Below are 19258 nucleotides of genomic sequence, written 5' to 3'. Positions count from 1 at the left end.
AATGTGGCGGGCCATCACCCGTCATGCCGGCCGGGCCGACTCCTCCTGGGCCGGGACGACGTGCCGTTCCTCGGCGTAGTGGCACGCCGAGTCGTGCCCCGCCGGGGTGTCCCCGAGCGCCAGGTGGGCGGGGACCGCCAGCGGCGGCACCTGGACGGCGCACTTCTCGCGGGCCTTCCAGCAGCGGGTGCGGAAGCGGCAGCCGGAGGGCGGGTCGGCCGGCGAGGGCACGTCACCGGCGAGCAGGATCCGGTCCCGGCGCTCGCGGGCCCCGGGGTCGGGGACCGGAACCGCCGACAGCAGGGCCTGGGTGTACGGGTGGGTGGGATGGTCGTAGATCTCGGCGTCCGTACCGGTCTCGACGATCCTGCCGAGGTACATCACCGCCACCCGGTCGGAGATGTGCCGGACGATCGACAGGTCGTGCGCGATGAAGACGTAGCTCAGCCCGAACTCGCCCTGGAGCCGCTCCAGCAGGTTGATCACCTGGGCCTGTACGGAGACGTCGAGCGCCGAGACGGGCTCGTCGGTGACGATGATCTCGGGCCGCAGGGCCAGGCCGCGGGCGATCCCGATGCGCTGGCGCTGGCCGCCGGAGAACTGGTGCGGATAGCGGTTGATGTACTCGGGGTTGAGGCCGACGACGTCCAGCAGCTCCCGTACCCTGCGGCGCCGGTCGCCCTTGGGCGCCACCTCGGGATGGATCTCGTACGGCTCCCCGATGATGTCCCCGACCGTCATGCGCGGGTTGAGCGAGGTGTACGGGTCCTGGAAGACCATCTGGATGTTGCGCCGGACCGCCTTCAGGGCGCGGCCCGACAGCCCGGCGAGGTCCTCGCCCTTGTAGAGGATCCGCCCGGCCGTGGGCCGCTCCAGGCCGACCAGCATCCGGGCGACCGTGGACTTGCCGCAGCCGGACTCACCGACGACGCCCAGCGTCTCGCCGGCGCGCAGGCCGAAGGAGACGCCGTCGACCGCCCTCACCGCGCCGACCTGCTTCCGGAACACCGCGCCCCGGGTCAGCGGGTAGTGCTTGACCAGCTCCCGCACCTGGAGGAGCGGCTCACCGTGCTGCGGCATCGAGGGTCTCCTCCCAGAAGTGGCAGGCGCTGCCCCGGTCCTGGGAGACCTCCAGGAGGGGCGGTACGTCGGCGCGGCATACGTCCCGGGCGCGCGGGCAGCGCGGGTGGAAGGGGCAGCCGGGTGGGATGTCCGTCAGGTTGGGCGGCAGGCCCTTGATGGCGTACAGCTCCCGGCCCTTGTGGTCCAGGCGCGGGACGGACCGCAGCAGGCCGACCGTGTACGGGTGGGCCGGGGCCCGGTAGATCTCGTGGACGGGCGCGCTCTCGATGATCCGCCCGGCGTACATCACGACGATCCGGTCGGCGACGTCGGCGACCACCCCCAGGTCGTGGGTGATCAGGACCAGGCCCATGCCCAGTTCCCGCCGCAGCTCCGTCAGCAGGTCCATGACCTGGGCCTGGACGGTCACGTCCAGGGCGGTGGTCGGCTCGTCCGCGATGATCAGCGCGGGCTCCAGCGCCATGGCCATCGCGATCATGATCCGCTGGCGCATGCCCCCGCTGAACTGGTGCGGGTACTGACGGACGCGCTCCTTGGCGGCCGGGATCCGGACCCGGTCCATCAGTTCGACCGCCCTGGCCCGGGCGTCCTTGCGCGACATGCCGCGGTGGACGGTGAACATCTCGCCGAGCTGGTCGCCCACGGTGAGGACGGGGTTGAGGGCGGACAGCGCGTCCTGGAAGACCATCGCCATCCCGGCCCCGCGGATGGGGCGCCGGGCGTCCTCCTTGAGGGTCAGCAGGTCCTGGCCCTGGAAGAGGATCTCACCGCCGGTGATCCGGCCGGGCGGGCTGTCGAGGATGCCCATGACGGCCTGCGCGGTGACGGACTTGCCGGAGCCGGACTCGCCGAGCACGGCGAGCGTCTCCCCCGCGGCGACGTGGTAGCTCACGCCGTTGACGGCCTTGGCGATCCCGTCGCGGGTACGGAACTCCACGTACAGGTCGCGTACCTCCAGCAGGGTGTCGGACATGTCGGCGGCCCTCCTCAGCGCAGTTTGGGGTCGAGGGCGTCGCGCACCGCGTCGCCGAGCATGATGAAGGCCAGCACGGTGACGCTCAGTGCCCCGGCCGGCCACAGCAGCATGTGCGGCGCGTTGCGGATCTGCGGGGCGGCGTTGGAGATGTCGATGCCCCAGGAGACGGTGGGCGGCCGCAGGCCCACGCCCAGGAAGGACAGGGTGGCCTCCAGGGCGATGTAGGTGCCGAGCGCGATGGTAGCCACGACGATCACCGGGGCGACGGCGTTGGGGGCGACGTGGCGCAGCAGGGTGCGCCCGCTGCCGGCGCCGAGCGCCCGCGCCGCCTGCACGTAGTCGTGCTGTGTGGCGGTGATGACCGCGCCCCGGGCGATCCGGGCCACCTGCGGCCAGCCGAGCAGCACGATGAAGCCGACCACCGGCCACACCGTGGAGCTGGTGACGACCGACAGGAAGACCAGTCCGCCCAGCACCACGGGGATGCCGAAGAAGACGTCGGCGGTCCGCGACAGCAGGGCGTCCCACCAGCCGCCGAAGAACCCGGCGAGCCCGCCCAGCAGGCTGCCCAGCAGGGCGGCGCCGACGGTGGCGCAGACGCCGACGGTGATGGAGGCACGGGCGCCGTGCACCGTGCGGGTGTAGACGTCGCAGCCCTGGGTGTCGTACCCGAAGGGGTGGCCCGGCGCCGGGCCGGCCTGCGACTTGGACAGGTCGCAGTGGAGCGGGTCGCCGGCGGTCAGGACGCCCGGCCAGAGGGCGATCAGGACCAGGAAGACGATCAGCAGCGCGGAGACGAGGAAGACGGGGTTGCGGCGGAGCTGGTGCGAGGCGTCGGTCCACAGGCTGCGCGGCCTGCCGGTGTCGGGGCGCTCCAGGGTCTCGGCCTCGCTCATGGCCAGGTCCATGGCGCCGCCCGCGCCGGTCGGCGCGACCGCCTCGCGCGGCCTGCCGAACGGCTCGTACGGCTGCCCGGGCGGCGGTCCGGGCGGCTTCTCGAACGGCTTCTCGAACGGCTCAGGCATATCGGATCCTCGGGTCCAGGACCGCGTAGAGCAGGTCGACGAACAGGTTCGCCAGGAGGAAGACGATCACCAGGATCGTCACGAAGCCGACGACGGTGGGCGCGTTGTTGCGCAGGATGCCCTGGTAGAGCTGGTAGCCGACGCCGTGGATGTTGAAGATCCGCTCGGTGACGATGGCGCCGCCCATCAGCGAGCCGATGTCGGCGCCGATGAAGGTGACCACCGGGATGAGCGAGTTGCGCAGCAGGTGGTGGGTGATGACCCGGTGGCGCGGCAGGCCCTTGGCGACGGCGGTGCGGACGTAGTCGGCGCGGACGTTCTCGGCGATGGAGGTACGGCTGAGCCGGGTGACGTAGGCGAGCGAGACCAGCGCCAGCACGACACCGGGCAGGATCAGCTCGTCCACGCGGGCGTCGGGCGAGACGGAGGGGCGTACCCAGCCCCACTTCACCCCGAAGAGGAACTGGAGCAGGTAGCCGGAGACGAAGGTGGGCACCGAGATGACCACCAGGGTGAGGACCAGCAGCGAGGTGTCCAGGGGCCGCCCCCGCTTGAGGCCGCTGACGACCCCGAAGGTGACGCCGACGACGATTTCGATGGCGATCGCCACCAGGGTGAGCCGCAGGGTGACCGGGAACGCCGACGCCATCAGCTCGGTGACCCGCTGGCCGTTGAAGGCGGTGCCGAAGTCGCCCTGGAAGATCTGGCCCATGTAGTGCAGGTACTGCTTCCACAGCGGCTGGTCGAGGTACAGGTCCCGGCGGATACGGGCGGCGGTGGCGGGGTCGGGCGCCTTGTCGCCGAAGAGCGCCGCGACCGGGTCACCGAGCGCGTACACCATGAAGAAGATCAGGAACGTGCTGCCGATGAAGACCGGGACCATCTGGAGCAGCCGCCGGATCACATAGCGTCCCATGGGAGCTCCGGATCGGAGGGAGGGGGCGTCAACTGACCTTGATCCGGTCGTAGACCGGGACACTGAACTGGTTGAGGGTCACCTCGGAGAGCCGCTCGGAGTAGCCGGCGCTGCCGTTCTGGTACCAGAGGGGGATGGCGGGCATCTGCTCGGCGAGGATCCGTTCCGCGTCCCGGAAGTCCTCGACGGCTTCGGCCTGGTCGGTCTCGCTGTTGGCCTTGTCGACGAGGGCGTCGAAGCGCTTGTCGCTGAACCTGCCGTAGTTGGAGGAACCGCCGGTGTAGTACAGCGGTTCCAGGAAGTTCTGGATGAGCGGGTAGTCGGCCTGCCAGCCGGAGCGGAACGGCCCCTTCAGCTTGTACGCGGTCTGCTGGTTGCGGAAGTCGGCGAAGGTGCCCACGGGGTTGACGGTGCACACCGCGCCCTTGCCCAGCGCGTTGTTGACGCTGTTGCAGACGGCGTCCATCCAGGCGCGGTGCGAGCCGGTGTCCACGTTGGAGGTGAGCGCGACCCGGCCGCCGGGCAGGCCGCCGCCCTCCTCGACCAGCCGCCTGGCCCGCGCGGGGTCGTACGCGCAGGCGTCGCCGCACAGGTCCTGGAAGCCCCCGTTGTCGCCGAGGGCCACGGAGGTCCAGTCCTTGGCGGGGGTGCGGGTGCCCTGGAAGATCTGCTTGGTGATCTCCTCACGGTTGATCGCCATGGACAGGCCGCGGCGGACCTTCTCCATCCCGGCCCTGGCCCAGGCCGGCTCGTACATCGGGAAGACCAGCGTCTGGACGATCAGGGCGGGCTGGTTGATGTAGCGGTCGCCCAGGTCGTCGGCGACGTTCTTGAGCTGCTGGGCGGGGACGTCGTCCACGAGGTCGAGGTTGCCGGCCATCAGGTCGGTGTAGGCGGTGTTGTTGTCGGTGTAGACGACCAGGTCCACGCCGCCGTTCCGCGCCTTGTCCGCTCCGGGATACCCGTCCCACCGGCGCAGCTTCATGCCGCTGCCCCTGGTGTACGAGGCGATGGCGTACGGGCCGTTGCCGACGGGCTTGTCCAGCCAGGCGTCGTGCGCGGTGAAGAACGCCCGCGGCAGGGGCATGAACGCCTGGTAGCCGAGCGTCTCGGGCCAGGTGGAGAACCGGTCCTTGAGGGCGACGGTGAAGGTCCGCTCGTCCTTGACCACCAGGCCCCTCATGGTCCGCGCGGTGGCCTTGCCGGCGGCCGGGTGGACCTCGTCGTACCCGACGATGTCGCTGAAGAAGGGGGCGTTGTTCTGCTTGTTGTCGACGTGCGCGGCGTAGTTCCAGGCGTCGGTGAAGGACCTGGCCGTGACCTTCTCACCGTTGCTGAAGGTCCAGCCGTCCTTCAGGGTGACGGTGAAATTCCTGGAGTCGGTGGTCTCGATCCGCTCGGCGACCATGTCCCTGGCCTCGCCGGTCCTCGGGTCGTACCGCTTGAGGCCGCGGAAGAGCATGTCGAGGACCTTGCCGCCCTGCACCTCGTTGGTGTTGGCGGGCTCCAGGGGGTTCTGCGGGTCGCCCCAGGAGGAGCTCACGATCCCGTCGGCACCGCCGGCCCGGCCCCCTCCGCCGCAGGCGGTCGCCGCGAGCGCCACGGCCACCGCGCAGACGGCCCACCGGGCCTGGGACCACCGGGGGTGCGTGGCTCCGCGCATGGAGTGCCTCCTGTCGGCCTGGGTCTCCCCTAGGCCCACATATCACCCCATAGCGGTACGAACCGCACGCCCACCGCGTCCACGAGGGTGGCATCGGGCACGTGGTACGCCGGAGGGCCCCGCACCGCGTGTCGCGCGGTGCGGGGCCCTCCGGCGTACCGGGAGACGGCGGGAGACTCAGGAGACGTCAGGACGCGTCCGGGGCGTCCTTCGCGGTACCCGGGGTGGTGTCCGGCGCGGTGGCCGCGCCGGGGACCTGCTCCAGCGAGGCCAGCGCCGGGTCCAGGACGATGTCCTCGCCGCGCTTCTCGGTGGACGGCTCCTCCGGGAAGTGGCAGGCCGTGAGGTGGCCCTCGCGGTTGCCCGCGATCTGCACCAGCGGCGGCTCCTCGGTGGCGCAGACGTCCTGGGCCTTCCAGCACCGCGTACGGAAGCGGCAGCCCGACGGCGGGCTGATCGGCGACGGGACGTCACCGAAGAGCCGGATGCGCTCCTTGCGCTCGATGTCCAGGTCCGCCTCGGGCACCGCCGACAGCAGGGCGTGCGTGTAGGGGTGGCGCGGACGGTTGTACAGCGAGTCGCGGTCGGCCACCTCCACGATCTTGCCGAGGTACATCACGGCGACGCGCTCCGAGAAGTGCCGGACGATCGCCAGGTCGTGCGCGATGAACACGAACGCGATGCCCATGTCGCGCTGGAGCTCCTGGAGCAGGTTGACGACCTGCGCCTGGATGGAGACGTCCAGCGCGGAGACCGGCTCGTCGGCGACGATCAGCTTCGGCTCCAGCGCCAGTGCCCGCGCCACGCCGATGCGCTGCCGCTGGCCGCCGGAGAACTCGTGCGGGAAGCGGTTGTAGTGTTCGGGGTTGAGCCCCACCGTCTCCAGCAGCTCGCGCACCCGCTTCTCCCGGCCACCGGGCGGGTTGATGCCGTTGATCTCCATCGGGCCGGAGATGATGGTGCCGACCGTCTGACGCGGGTTCAGCGACGCGTACGGGTCCTGGAAGATCATCTGGATCTCGGACCGGACCGGCGCCAACTGCTTGCGGTTGGCGTGCGTGATGTCCTGGCCGCGGTAGGAGATCGTGCCGCCGGTCGGCTCCAGCAGCCTGGTGAGCAGCCTGCCGGTGGTCGACTTGCCGCAGCCCGACTCCCCCACGAGCCCCAGGCTCTCGCCCGGGTAGACGCTGAGGTCCACGCCGTCGACGGCCTGGACCGCGCCGACCTTCCGCTTGATGGGGAAGCCCCCCATGATCGGGAAGTGCTTGGTCAGTCCCTTCACTTCGAGCAGCGGCTGGGCCGCTGCGGCGCCGCGCTGCGCCGGAACCGCGTCGGCGGCGGCCTTGGTGGTGTTGTTCTCGCTCATGGTGATAGCCCCAGTTGCCGGTCGTCAGCCCAGCCGGGGCTGAATGTTCTCGATGAAAACCTGCTGCTTGCGCTCGGCGGACAGGTGGCACGCCGCGCCACGGCCGGCGGGCAGCAGCGGGCGCTCGGTCACACAGCGGTCGCCCTCGACCAGGTCGCGGTACTCGCACCGCGGGTTGAACGGGCAGCCGGCGGGCGGGTTCAGCAGGCTGGGCGGGGAGCCGGGGATGGGGCGCAGCGGCTCGGACACGTCCGAGGAGAGCTGCGGCATCGAGCCGAGCAGGCCCCAGGTGTAGGGGTGCTGCGGCGCCTTGAGGACCTCGCGCACCGAGCCGCGCTCGACCGCCCGGCCGGCGTACATCACCAGCAGGTCGTCGGCCGTGTTGGCCACGACGCCCAGGTCGTGGGTGATCAGGATGATCGCGGAGCCGAACTCCTGCTGGAGGTCCTTGAGCAGGTCCAGGATCTGCGCCTGCACGGTCACGTCCAGCGCGGTGGTCGGCTCGTCGGCGATCAGCAGCTCGGGGTTGCAGACCAGCGACATGGCGATCATCGCGCGCTGGCGCATACCGCCGGAGAACTGGTGCGGGTAGTCGTCGACCCGGGTCTGCGGCGAGGGGATGCCGACCTTGCCGAGCATCTCCACGGCCCGGTCCCGCGCCTCCTTCTTGCTGGCCCCGGTGTGCTTGCGGAACGGCTCGGAGATCTGCCGGCCGATCGTGTAGTACGGCGACAGGGCGGTCAGCGCGTCCTGGAAGATCATCGCCATCTTGTTGCCGCGCAGCGTCTCCAGCCGCTTGGTCGAAGCGTCGACGAGCTCCTCGCCGTCCAGCTCGATCGAGCCGGTGATCTTCGTGGACCGCGGGTTGTGCAGACCCAGGATGCTGAGGTTGGTCACCGACTTGCCGGAGCCGGACTCGCCGACGATGCCCAGGGTCTTGCCGCGCTGGAGGTCGAAGGAGAGCCCGTCCACGGCCTTGACGATGCCGTCCTCGGTGGAGAACTGGACACGCAGGTCGCGCACCGACAGGAACGCGTCCGACTCGGTCGGGGCCGGGGCGTCCTCGGTCTTGGTGAGTGTGGTCACGGTCGTTCTCCTAGGACAGACGCACGCGCGGGTCGATGATGGCGTACAGCGCGTCCACGATGATGTTGAACAGCAGGATGAGGGCGGCGCTGAAGACCATGACGCCCATGGTCAGCGGCAGGTCCTTGTCGAGTACCGACTGCTGCGCCAGCCGGCCGATGCCTGCCAGGCCGAAGGTGATCTCGGTGACCATGGCACCGCCGAACAGCGCGCCCAGGTCCATGCCGAGGATGGTGACGATCGGGATGAGCGAGCCTCGCCAGGCGTAGCGGAAGAAGACGTACCGGCCGCTCATGCCCTTGGCGCGGGCGGCGCGGACGTGCTCCTCCTGGAGCTGCTCGATCATGGTGGAGCGGGCCATGCGGGTGTAGTTGGCCGTGAAGATGACCGACATCACCAGCCATGGGATCAGCAGACCCATGAACCAGCCGCTCAGGCTCTCGGTGATCGGCACGTCCTTCGGCTTGTCGAGCCAGCCGGTGCTGTAGACGAAGATGCCGAGGACGACCGGGCCGAGGAAGTAGATCTGCATCGAGGACAGCACCAGCGAGCCGCCGCTGAAGATCTTGTCGACGGCCGTGCCCCTGCGCCAGGCCGCGATCATGCCCGCGCCGAGACCGACGATCAGGAAGACGATCAGGCCGCCGAGCGAGAGCGAGATGGTGAGCGGGAGCCGGTCGATGATCGTGTCCCAGACCATCTGCTGGTTGTTGAACGAGACACCGAAGCAGGGGGCGTCACAGTGGCCGACCGAGAAGTCACGCCCGGCGAAGATGCCGACCATGTAGTTCCAGAACTGCACCACCACCGGCTGGTCGAGGCCGAGGTTCTTGTGGATGACCGCCAGCGCGTCCGGGGTGCAGTTCTTGCCGCACGCCAGCAGGGCCGGGTCCTGCGGGACGGCGAAGAACATGAAGAAGGTGAAGGCGCTGATCAAGAAAAGAATCAGGACTGCGCCGAGCGTCCGGCGCAGAAGGAATTGAAACATGGCTGGTCGCTGCTCTCAGGACGGCGGCTGTGAGGGGTCGGGCTTGAGGACCGGCGTTCCGGGGGCGCGCACTCCGCCGTGCGCGCGCCCCCGGAAGCCGGCCTGCCTGAGCTGTCGTTACTTCTTCAGGTACAGGCGCGTGACGTCGATGGCGCTCATCTCGGTCGAGTAGCGCGCGCCGCCCACGTTGGAGCCCTGGATCTGCAGCGACTTGGTGAAGTACAGCGGCGCCGCCGGGTTGATCCGCTCCACGATGTCGTGGTGCAGAGCGGTCCACGCCTTCTGGGCCTCGGCCGGGTCCGTGATCTTCTTGATGCGAGCGATCTCGGCGTTGACCTTCGGGTCGTTGATGTGCGAGTACACCGACGAGCCGTCCTGGAGCTGCTTGCCGTCGAAGAGCGGCGGGATGACGGTGGAGGCGGACGGCCAGTCCTGGCCCCAGCCGGTCATGTAGAGGTCGAGACCGTTGTTGACCTTGCCGACCTGCTCGTACCAGGTGGCGCCGTCGATCTCCTTCTTCTGGACGTCGAGACCGATCTTGGTGAGGGCGTTCTCGATGACGACGGCCTGCTTCTGGCGCTTCGGCGTGTTGGCGTAGGCGTAGACGAGCTTCTTGCCCTCGGCGCCCGCCTCCTTGATGAGCTTCTTGGCCTTCTCGACGTCACCCAGCGGCTTCTTCAGCTTGCCGAAGGGGTCGTAGCCCTTCTCGAAGCCGGGGACGGTCGGGCCCATCAGACCGGTGGCGATCTCGCCGCCGTACGCGCCGCCGTCCGGCTGGAAGACGTTCGCGTTCGGCATCGCGAGGGCGATGGCGTCGCGGATGCGCTTGTCCTTGACCCGGTCGAGGTTGAAGTTCAGCATCCAGACGTAGGGCTGGTAGCCCTGGATGGTGCGCTTCTTGGCCTCGTTGTTGGAGATGACGTTGCGGACCTGGGTGGTGGCCACCGTACCGGTCAGCTGGATGCCGTTCTGGGCCTCTCCGCGGTTGGCCAGGATCGCCTTGGTCTGGGCCTCGTCGTCCTGGTTGAAGGCGATGTTGAAGCCGTCGACGTACTGGTGGCGGACCGAGTCCGTCTTGGGGTCCCAGTGCGTGTTCTTGACGAGCTTCATCGACTTGCCCGGCTTGAAGGCCGCGATCTTGTACGGGCCGAGGGCGGTCGGAGCGGTGTCGTACTTCTCCTTGGTGTCCGCCTTCTGCGGCACGATGGCGTAGCCGACCATGGCCAGCGCCTGCGGGAGGTCGGCCTGCGGCTCCTTGAACTTGAAGACGACCGTCTTCGCGTCCGGCGTCTCCAGCACGGTGTCCGGCAGGTGCTTGCCCTTGTACGGACCGTCGGGCAGCGCCTTGCGGTACGTGGTGCCCTCGCCCGAGAGCCAGTTCTGGAGGTAGATCGGGCCGTCGGTGACGAACGGCGCGTACAGGCGCTCGACGGTGTGGCGGACGTCGGCCGAGGTGATCTCGTTGCCGTTCTGGTCCTTGATCCCGCTCTTCAGCGTGTAGGTCCAGGTCTTGCCGCCGTCAGTGGTCTTGCCGGAGTCGGTGGCGATGTCACCGACGACGGTGAGCTTGCCCTTCTCGTCCTCCTGGTACTGCGTCAGGCCCCGGTGGATGAGGCGGCCCAGGAGACGGGCGTCGCTGACGTAGCTCTGGGCGGGGTCGAGGTGGGAGAAGTCGTCCGTCTGGTAGACGGCGATCGTGCCACCCGGCTTGGCGCCCGGGACCTCGGCGGCCGGGCCGGCCGAGGCCTTGGCGTCACCGAAGGAGACCGCCTCGGCCTGCTTGGCCGCGTCCTCCTGGCTCTGCCCCTTGTGCTCGGTGCCCTTGTTGCCATTGCTGCTGCAACCCGTCAGTGCCAACGAGCCGGCCGCCAGGGCGACAACGGCAGCACGTGCCGTGCGCGTGCCAAAGATGCTCATGGTGATGAGTACCTATCTGTCAGTAGTGATCCAACTGTGCTGTCCGGCACGCCGCTTCCAGGCGGCGAGGTGACAGCAGTTCCGCTGGTTGTGACGTCAGCGACCGGACTTCGGGTCGAACGCGTCGCGCACCGAGTCGCCGAGCAGGTTGAAGGCCACGACGAAGACGACCATGGCGACACCCGGGAAGAACATGTAGGCCGGGTCCTGCTCGTAGATGCCCGCACCCGTGGCGAACATCCGGCCCCAGTCCGGCGTGGGTTCGACGAAGCCGACACCCACGAAGGAGAGGAAGGCGACCGAGAGAATCGTGGAGGGCAGCATCAGCGTGGCCTGCACGAGAATCGGTGTGACGAGGTTGGGCAGCAGCTCCTTGCGGATGATGCGCCAGGGAGAGGCACCCGCGATCTTCGCGGCCTCGACGAACTCCCGCTCACGCAGGGAGAGCGTCGCCGCCCGGATCAGCCGGGACAGGCCCATCCACCCCAGGAAGGACAGGACCACGATGATCGCCGCTGCTCGCAGCGCCGTGGGCGTCTCCTCCTCGGGGCTGACGAACGCCGCCACGACCACGGGCATCGAGGCGATGAAGAACAGCTGGCTGGGGAACCCCAGCAGGAAGTCGGTGAACCGGCCGAGCCAGAAGTCCACCTTCCCGCCGTAGTAGCCGCCGACCAGGCCGATCAGCACACCCACGGCGACCATGACGATCGTCGCCGCCAGGGCGGTGTAGATGGACGTCCGCATGCCGTAGAGCAGCTGCGTGAACACGTCGCGGCCGAGCTCCGGTTCGAGACCGAACCAGTACTCGCCGGAGACACCGCCGAAGGTGCCGGTCGGGATGCTGAACTCATCGAGGAGCCCGACATTCTCCTGCCCGTAGAGGGTGTACGGGTCTTTGCCGTACACCTTCGCAATCAACGGGGCCAGGAGAGCGACGGCGAAGAAGAAGACGATGATCACCGCGGAGACGACTCCGGTGCGATCACGCTTGAATCGACGCCACATCAGTTGCCCGGGAGAGAGGCCGGCCGGGTCCTTGGCCACGGGGGCCTCACCCTGCGGCGCGGCCACCACTTCCAGGACGGCGGACGCTTCCGGCCCCTCGGTCTTCGCTGGACTAGTCACGGTCGCGCCGCCCCCACGGGGATCACTACCGCACACACGACCCGTTTGGCGCTTATGGCACCACGCATGGGGTCCTCCTCATGAGTTCACTTGTTACTGCAAGAGGGATACGCGACAGCCCGCCGACACCCCTGACGACGAGAAGCCCAAGTACCCCACTGTGCTCGCGAGTCGGCGCACTCCCCACAGCGCGTGACCCATTGACCCGAGCTCAATGGAGCCAACTATTAAGTACGACCGGGCCGTAAACCACACTTAAAGGGTCTCGTTTTGGCAACATCACCAAGAGCCCGAAGCCCGAAATCCGGACAAAACGAGCACAGACAGACGCCCGCGAAACGGACTGTTGCTGCGGGATCCGGTGTGCGACGTCCGATAGCCGAACGAATCAGGGCGCAAAGCACTTGACATCCGACCGGCGACTGTAACCGGCCACCTTGGCCTCCGGGCCCCGTCCGCGCACGCGAACGGCCCGGCCGGCCCCCGTGCGGAACGGGGGGCCGGCCGGGCCGTTGCGGAGGCGCGGGCCGGGCCCGCGCCGGACGCCGGGCGGGCGCCGGGCCGGGTCAGCCGTGCTTGGCGCGCGAGGCGGCGCGGGCGCGCTCACGCGCGTCCAGGTTCACCTTGCGGATGCGGACGGCCTCCGGGGTCACCTCGACGCACTCGTCGTCGCGGCAGAACTCCAGCGACTGCTCCAGGGAGAGCTTGCGCGGCGGGACGATCGCCTCGAACGAGTCGGCCGAGGACGACCGCATGTTCGTCAGCTTCTTCTCCTTGGTGATGTTCACGTCCATGTCGTCGGAGCGCGAGTTCTCACCGACGATCATGCCCTCGTACACCTCGGTGCCCGGGTCGACGAAGAGCACGCCGCGCTCCTGGAGGTTGGTCATCGCGAAAGCGGTGACCGTGCCGGAGCGGTCGGCGACCAGGGAGCCGTTGTTGCGGGTCTGGAGCGGGCCGAACCAGGGCTCGTGGCCCTCGTGGATGGAGTGGGCGATACCGGTACCGCGGGTGTTGGTCAGGAACTCCGTGCGGAAGCCGATCAGGCCGCGGGACGGCACCACGAACTCCATGCGGACCCAGCCCGAGCCGTGGTTGGACATGTTGTCCATCCGGCCCTTGCGGGTGCCCATGAGCTGCGTGACCGCGCCCATGTGCTCCTCGGGCACGTCGATGGTGATGCGCTCGACCGGCTCGTGGACCTTGCCGTCGATCTCCTTGGTGACCACCTGCGGCTTGCCGATGGTCAGCTCGAAGCCCTCGCGGCGCATCTGCTCCACCAGGATGGCCAGCGCCAGCTCGCCGCGGCCCTGCACCTCCCAGGCGTCGGGACGCTCGGTGTCCAGGACGCGCAGCGAGACGTTACCGATCAGCTCACGGTCCAGGCGGTCCTTGACCTGGCGGGCGGTGACCTTGCGGTCCTTGACCGCGGCCTTGTTCTCCGCGCCCTTGCCGGTGCCGCCCCGGCCGACCAGCGGCGAGGTGTTGGTACCGATGACCATGGAGATCGCCGGCTCGTCCACCGTGATCAGCGGCAGCGCGATCGGGTTCTCCGGGTCGGCCAAGGTCTCGCCGATCATGATGTCCGGGATACCGGCGACCGCGCAGATGTCACCCGGACCGGCCTTCTCGGCCGGCTTGCGGGTGAGCGCCTCGGTCATCATCAGCTCGCTGATGCGCACATTGGCGATGGTGCCGTCCCGCTTGATCCACGCGACGGTCTGGCCCTTGCGCAGCTCGCCCTGCTCGACGCGCAGCAGCGCGATACGGCCGAGGAAGTTGTCGGCGTCCAGGTTGGTCACGTGGGCCTGGAGCGGCGCGGACTCGTCGTACTCCGGGGCCGGGACGGTCTCCAGCAGGGTGGTGAAGAACGGCTCCAGGCTGTCGCTGTCGGCCGGGACGGTGCCGTCCTCGGGCTTGGTCAGCGAGGCCACGCCGTCACGGGCGCAGGCGTAGACGATCGGGAACTCGATCTGGTCCTCGTCCGCGTCCAGGTCCAGGAAGAGGTCGTACGTCTCGTTGACGACCTCGTCGATCCGGGAGTCCGGGCGGTCGGTCTTGTTGATGCAGAGGATGACCGGCATCCGGGCCTGCAGGGCCTTGCGGAGCACGAAGCGGGTCTGCGGGAGCGGACCCTCGGAGGCGTCGACCAGGAGGACGACCGCGTCCACCATCGACAGGCCGCGCTCGACCTCACCACCGAAGTCGGCGTGGCCGGGGGTGTCGATGATGTTGATCGTGATCACCTCGCCGCCGTCCTTGGGGTGGTACTTGACGGCGGTGTTCTTGGCCAGGATCGTGATGCCCTTCTCACGCTCCAGGTCGTTCGAGTCCATCATCCGGTCGTCGAGGTGCTGGTGGGCGGCGAAGGCTCCGGCCTGCTTCAGCATGGCGTCGACCAGGGTGGTCTTGCCGTGGTCGACGTGGGCGACGATGGCGACGTTACGGATGTCGTGGCGCGTGGGCATGAGTGGCGTGCGCTTCTCTCGATCGTGGGTGCGGCGTCTCGTTTTCGTCTACGCCCGCCGGGCGGACGCGCCACGGCTGTGTCCCATGGTACGGGCCTGGCGCGCGCGGGGCTTCCCGGCCCGTTCTCGGACAGCGGGGATCGGGTGGTGGGCCCGGGTCGAGGTCCGCACGTGAGCTTGCCCACCGGCGCTCCGGTGGGCAAGCGACTTGAGCCGATTCAGAGGTTGGTTCCGCGCGGATTCCCGGGCTGTTCCGCGCGGGTTCCCGGATTGTTCGCGCGGGCCGCCGGGGTGGGCGGAGGACCCGCCGGACTGTCGCGGACCGCCGGAGGCGCCCCGGGGGCGGGCAGGCCGGCCGTCCTCAGTCCTCGGTCTTGCCGGCGCCCCGGAAACCGATGTTCTCGTAGCGCGGGGTCGCGAAGCCGAAGGCGCCGGCGTTGACGACGTTGTGCCCGGCCGCCACCAGTTGCGGCCGCTGGTACAGCGGAATGGACCCGGCGGCGGCCCAGATCCGGGCGTCGGCCTGCTGCACCAGGTCACGCGCGGCCTTCTCGTCGAGTTCGCCGGCCGCCTGGTCGAAGAGCTGGTCGATGTGGTCGGTACCGACCCGGGTGTAGTTCTGCTCGACCAGCAGCGACCCGTCGGTGGCCGGTACCGGCTTGGCGAAGATCGGCCGCCAGTCGGTGGCGGGGTAGGCGGTGGCGGGCCAGGAGTACAGGGCGAGGTCGTAGTCGCCGGCGGCCACGTGGTCCTTGAAGTAGCTGTCGTCGGCGACCTTGGTGATCTCGGTGCGGATGCCGACGCGGCCGAGCATCCGGGAGATCTTCTCGCCGACGGTGCGCAGCTGCTCGGAGCCGGGACCGGACGGGAGCACGAAGCGCAGGGTGAGAGCCTGGCCGTCCTTGCCCAGCGGGCCGGCCACGCCGGTGTGCCGGGCGGGCGCGGACGGGGGCGCGGGCGCCTGGGCCGGGGCGGCGGTGCCGCGCGGGGCGTAGGCACCGGGTACCCCGCCCTTGGCCTCGGGCCGGTCGGCGTCCTGTCCCCGGTCGGCCTCGCGGCCCTTGTCGCCGTCCCGGCCGCCGTCCTCGCCGGCCCGCTGGAGGGCGGCGGCCTGGTGGAGGACGGCGAGGCCCTGGACGGCCGCGCTCCGGGCGGGGGCCAGCACGTTCGTGCCCCGCTCCGGGCCGCGGCCCAGGCCGGGCTTGTCGTCACCGACGATGTAGAGGCCCTCGTCGGACGGGCGGTCCTGGTCGGCGCCCGCCGCGGGGGCGCCCGGGGCGGCGGGACCGGTACCGGCCGGGCCGGGGCGGGCGGGCACGGAGGGGACGGCGGCGGAGGGGACGGCGGAAGGGCCCGTGGAGGGTTCGCTGCCCGCCTTCGTCCCGTCCTTGGCGGCGGCGGGTCTGCGGGCCGCTCCGCCCGGGGTCCAGCCCGCGTCGGCCAGCAGGGCCCGCGCCTCCTCGGTGTCCTGGCCGCCCAGCGCGCCGCTGCTGTCGGCGTAGGCCCACTGTCCGGCCAGCGCGAGGTGGCTGCCGACCGGTTCGGCGGGCAGCCCGAGCGGCTTCAGGACCGCCTCCGCGAGCTCCTCGCGGTCCAGCGCGCGGGCCACCGCGCGCCGTACCCGCTCGTCGGAGAGCGGGCCGGACTCGCCGTTCAGCGCGAGCTGGGTGTAGGCGGGTTCCAGCGACTTGCGGACCACGAAGCCGCGCAGCGCCTTCTGCTCGGCCGCGTAGACCGCGACGGCCTGCCGGTTCTTCGCGCGCGCCACCTGGTGCGCGGCGGCCAGACTCGGGTCGGAGCCGTACGCCAACGCCCACGACCTGAGCGCGTCCGACGGGGCGAGCGCCGCGCCGGGGCCGTGGGCCGGGGGCTTGCCGTGGGCGCCGCCGCCCTCCCGCCCAGCGAGCGCGATCCGCTCGGCGGTGGCGCGGTCGATCTCGGCGAGGTCGACCGTGTTCGCGGTGAGCGCGCCGGCCCGCCCGGTACGCGGAACGGCGCGCAGGACGATCGAGTCCAGCTTGGCCGGCCGGCCCCACCAGTGCGGGTCGCGCACCAGCGTCGCCGTACCGCTCGCGGGGTCGATGCCCTTGAGCTGGAACGGCCCCGCCGTGGTGGGCAGCTTCGCGCGGGCACCGTCGTTGAAGGCGGTGGGCGAACCCATCACGTCCTTGGGGTACAGCGGCGTGAAGAGGGCGCGCCAGTCCGCGTACGGCTTGTTGAAGGTGACCCGGACCTCCAGGTCGCTGGCCCCGCGCTCGACCTTCTCGACGCGCTCGTACCCGGCGTTGCGGGCGGTCCAGTAGGCGGTGTTGCGGCCGTTGAGGGCCTGCCACTGGGCGGCGAAGTCGGCCGCCCCCAGCTCGCGGCCGTCGCTCCACACCGCCTGCTGGTTGAGCTTGTAGAGCACCACCTGCTTGGGCTCGCGCTCGATGATCTCCGCGGACTCCAGGTAGTCCGGGTTGCGCTGCGGGCGGCCCCGCTGGTCGAGGGTGAACAGGGCCGGGAGCACGGCTCCGGTGATACGGCCGGTGGTGGCGTCGGCGTCGGCCTGGAAGGCGTTCAGGGTGCCGGGCATCGCGTCGACGGCCCAGCGCAGCGTGCCACCGTCGGCGACCTGGACACGGGAGGTGGACGCGATGTCCTGGGGCACGGGCTTGGCGTCGTTCTCCTCGTCGGGGGAGCCGCAGCCGGCGAGGACGGAGACGCCGATCAGACCGGTGGTGAAGAGTGCGACGGACCGGAGGGTGCGCGAGCGGGGGCTCCGGGAGCATGTCCTCCCGCGAGGGGCGCCGACGTGGGACATGTCTTGTACCTCTTCGTCCTGTTTTGAGGAATTTGGAGATCATCACACCTATTGCCCATCCACTGAAAACGACCGGAAGGGCCCCGCGTCGGCGACACGGCGGTACGCCCGGCCAACCCCACCCGTGCGGCCCAACGGCCCGCCCCGCGCCCGCCCGCGACGCCCGCCCGGCCCCGGACCCCGCCGGGGGGCCCGGACGGGTGGAATCCGTGCATACGCCTTCACAGCGAGGGATGTGACGCGCGACACTCTCAGGCGCGTGTTTGCCACCCGCTATCGCGGAAGTGAGGGCAATCGATGTCACTTCAGGACGATTTGACAGCGGTCAAGCGTTGCCTGGACGACTTGGTCCGCTCGGTCGGACAACTGGAGCGGAGCCTGGCGCAGCAGCGGAGGGAGAAGCCCGCCGCGATGACGGCCGGGCGGTCCGACGGCCTGGTGAGCATCCCCGACACGCCGTACGACACCTCCCTGTGGACGGACTCCGACGACGAGGGCCTGGGCGCCCGCGACCGTCGCGCGCCCTGACCGCCGCCCACCGGTGCCTCGTCCCCGGCCGGGGAGGCCCGCGGCCGGGAGGCCCGGCGGGGGCGCCGCCGGCCCGGCTTTCCGAGCGGGTGCGCCGGCGCGGGCGTCCCGGACCGGGCCGCGCGGGTGTCCCGGACCGGGCCGCGCGGGCGCGCCGGCGCGGGCCGGCGGGAGCGGGGCGCGGCCGGCTGCGGACGCCGGCGGCGGCGGCGAGGCGTTCCGGACCGCCCGTGCCGCCCCCGCACCGGCCCGGAGCCCCGCCCGGCCGCCGGCCCGTCGCTCCTGCCGCTCGTCACCGCCCCGGGGCGCGGGCTCGTCCCGCCCCCGGGCGCGGCGGCCCGCGGTGGCGGGACGGGCAGGGCCCCGGCCCGCGCACCGCGCCGGTGGACCGCTGGGCGCCCGTATCCACTCCAAGGCGCGGCCCCGGCCGGGACCGCGCCCCCCGGAACCGCTAGGAGACCCCCTTGGCCACAGGCACCCGACCACCCGACACCGGCCGGCCCGGCCGCGCCGGGGTGCACAGCGCGACACGCGCCGCCATCGCACCCCGCCACCTGCGCACCGACCGCTGGTGGCTGGCGCCCGCCGCCACCGCCGCCGGGCTGCTGGCGTTCGTCGTCTACTCCACCTGGCGGGCCTTCGCGAACGCGGACTACTACGCCGCGCCCTACGTCTCACCCTTCTACTCGCCGTGCCTCGCCGAGAACTGCGTACCGATGAAGGGCGGGCCCAACTGGGAGGTGTTCGGCGGCTGGTGGGGCCTGTCCCCCGCGCTGCTGGTCCTGGTCTTCCCGCTGGGCTTCCGGCTGACCTGCTACTACTACCGCAAGGCCTACTACCGGGGCTTCTGGGCGTCGCCACCGGCCTGCGCGGTCGCCGAGCCGCACCGCGCGTACACCGGGGAGACCCGCTTCCCGCTGGTCCTGCAGAACCTCCACCGGTACTTCTTCTACGCCGCCCTGCCGGTCGCGGGCATCCTCACCTACGACACCGTGCTCGCCTTCCGCGACGCGTCCTACGCCTGGGGACACATGGGGCTCGGCACCCTGGTCCTCCTCGTCAACATCGCGCTGATCTGGGCGTACACCCTCTCCTGCCACTCCTGCCGGCACATCGTCGGCGGCCGGCTCAAGCACTTCTCCCAGCACCCCGTCCGCTACCGGCTCTGGACCTGGGTGGGCCGGCTGAACGCCCGGCACATGCAGCTCGCCTGGGCCTCGCTGCTGAGCGTCGCGCTCGCCGACCTCTACGTCTATCTGCTGGCCATCGGGGCCTTCGACGATCCGCGGCTGTTCTGACAAGGAAGGTGTC

General features: G+C 70.5%; 14 protein-coding genes. 2 read left to right on the top strand and 12 right to left on the bottom strand.

The window, feature by feature from the left end; all coding sequences use genetic code 11:
- Positions 1 to 21: 21 nt before the first annotated feature.
- The 12 genes from AB0H53_RS00800 to AB0H53_RS00745 form a co-directional block, all read right to left on the bottom strand.
- Positions 22 to 1080: a dipeptide ABC transporter ATP-binding protein gene (locus AB0H53_RS00800; protein WP_362105031.1), complete on the bottom strand. Its 1059-nt coding sequence runs from the start codon at positions 1078 to 1080 to the stop codon at positions 22 to 24.
- Positions 1064 to 2056, bottom strand: a complete 993-nt coding sequence (locus AB0H53_RS00795; protein WP_362105028.1) for an ABC transporter ATP-binding protein — start codon at positions 2054 to 2056, stop codon at positions 1064 to 1066. Before AB0H53_RS00795 ends, AB0H53_RS00800 begins: the two co-directional genes overlap by 17 nt.
- Positions 2057 to 2070: 14 nt before the next feature.
- Complete coding sequence (locus AB0H53_RS00790) at positions 2071 to 3084, bottom strand: ABC transporter permease (protein WP_362105025.1); 1014 nt, start codon at positions 3082 to 3084, stop codon at positions 2071 to 2073.
- Entirely contained in the window at positions 3077 to 4000 is a 924-nt protein-coding gene (locus AB0H53_RS00785; protein WP_362105022.1) for an ABC transporter permease, read from the bottom strand. The genes AB0H53_RS00790 and AB0H53_RS00785 overlap by 8 nt, the downstream gene beginning before the upstream one ends.
- Before the next feature lie 28 nt (positions 4001 to 4028).
- Positions 4029 to 5663, bottom strand: coding sequence for an ABC transporter substrate-binding protein (locus AB0H53_RS00780; protein ID WP_362105019.1), 1635 nt, complete (start codon positions 5661 to 5663; stop codon positions 4029 to 4031).
- Between the two features lie 187 nt (positions 5664 to 5850).
- The gene (locus AB0H53_RS00775) at positions 5851 to 7029 is read right to left on the bottom strand and encodes a dipeptide ABC transporter ATP-binding protein (RefSeq protein WP_362105016.1); all 1179 of its coding nucleotides are present in this window, start codon (positions 7027 to 7029) and stop codon (positions 5851 to 5853) included.
- Positions 7030 to 7053: 24 nt separating this feature from the next.
- Positions 7054 to 8115: an ABC transporter ATP-binding protein gene (locus tag AB0H53_RS00770; RefSeq protein WP_362105013.1), complete on the bottom strand. Its 1062-nt coding sequence runs from the start codon at positions 8113 to 8115 to the stop codon at positions 7054 to 7056.
- Positions 8116 to 8125: 10 nt separating this feature from the next.
- On the bottom strand, positions 8126 to 9103 hold the full coding sequence (locus AB0H53_RS00765; RefSeq protein ID WP_362105010.1) for an ABC transporter permease: 978 nt from the start codon (positions 9101 to 9103) through the stop codon (positions 8126 to 8128).
- Between the two features lie 117 nt (positions 9104 to 9220).
- Positions 9221 to 11020, bottom strand: a complete 1800-nt coding sequence (locus AB0H53_RS00760; RefSeq protein WP_362105007.1) for an ABC transporter substrate-binding protein — start codon at positions 11018 to 11020, stop codon at positions 9221 to 9223.
- Positions 11021 to 11116: 96 nt separating this feature from the next.
- Positions 11117 to 12148, bottom strand: a complete 1032-nt coding sequence (locus AB0H53_RS00755; RefSeq protein ID WP_362105004.1) for an ABC transporter permease — start codon at positions 12146 to 12148, stop codon at positions 11117 to 11119.
- 566 nt (positions 12149 to 12714) lie between these two features.
- Complete coding sequence (gene typA / locus AB0H53_RS00750) at positions 12715 to 14616, bottom strand: translational GTPase TypA (protein ID WP_362105001.1); 1902 nt, start codon at positions 14614 to 14616, stop codon at positions 12715 to 12717.
- Positions 14617 to 14977: 361 nt separating this feature from the next.
- A complete protein-coding gene (locus tag AB0H53_RS00745; protein ID WP_362104998.1) occupies positions 14978 to 17419 on the bottom strand; it encodes an ABC transporter family substrate-binding protein in 2442 nt (813 codons plus the stop codon).
- 297 nt (positions 17420 to 17716) lie between these two features.
- On the opposite strand from AB0H53_RS00745, the gene AB0H53_RS00740 reads away from it, so the two are divergent.
- Together AB0H53_RS00740 and AB0H53_RS00735 are read left to right on the top strand one after the other, a co-directional pair.
- Entirely contained in the window at positions 17717 to 17947 is a 231-nt protein-coding gene (locus AB0H53_RS00740; protein ID WP_362104995.1) for a hypothetical protein, read from the top strand.
- A gap of 464 nt (positions 17948 to 18411) precedes the next feature.
- On the top strand, positions 18412 to 19245 hold the full coding sequence (locus AB0H53_RS00735) for a hypothetical protein (RefSeq protein ID WP_362104992.1): 834 nt from the start codon (positions 18412 to 18414) through the stop codon (positions 19243 to 19245).
- Positions 19246 to 19258: the final 13 nt, after the last annotated feature.

The sequence above is a fragment of the Streptomyces sp. NPDC050856 genome, from assembly GCF_040653855.1.
Lineage (GTDB): Bacteria > Actinomycetota > Actinomycetes > Streptomycetales > Streptomycetaceae > Streptomyces.
The sequence above is the reverse complement of the archived record's forward strand: the minus strand, read 5'-3'. Positions and strand labels throughout refer to the sequence as shown.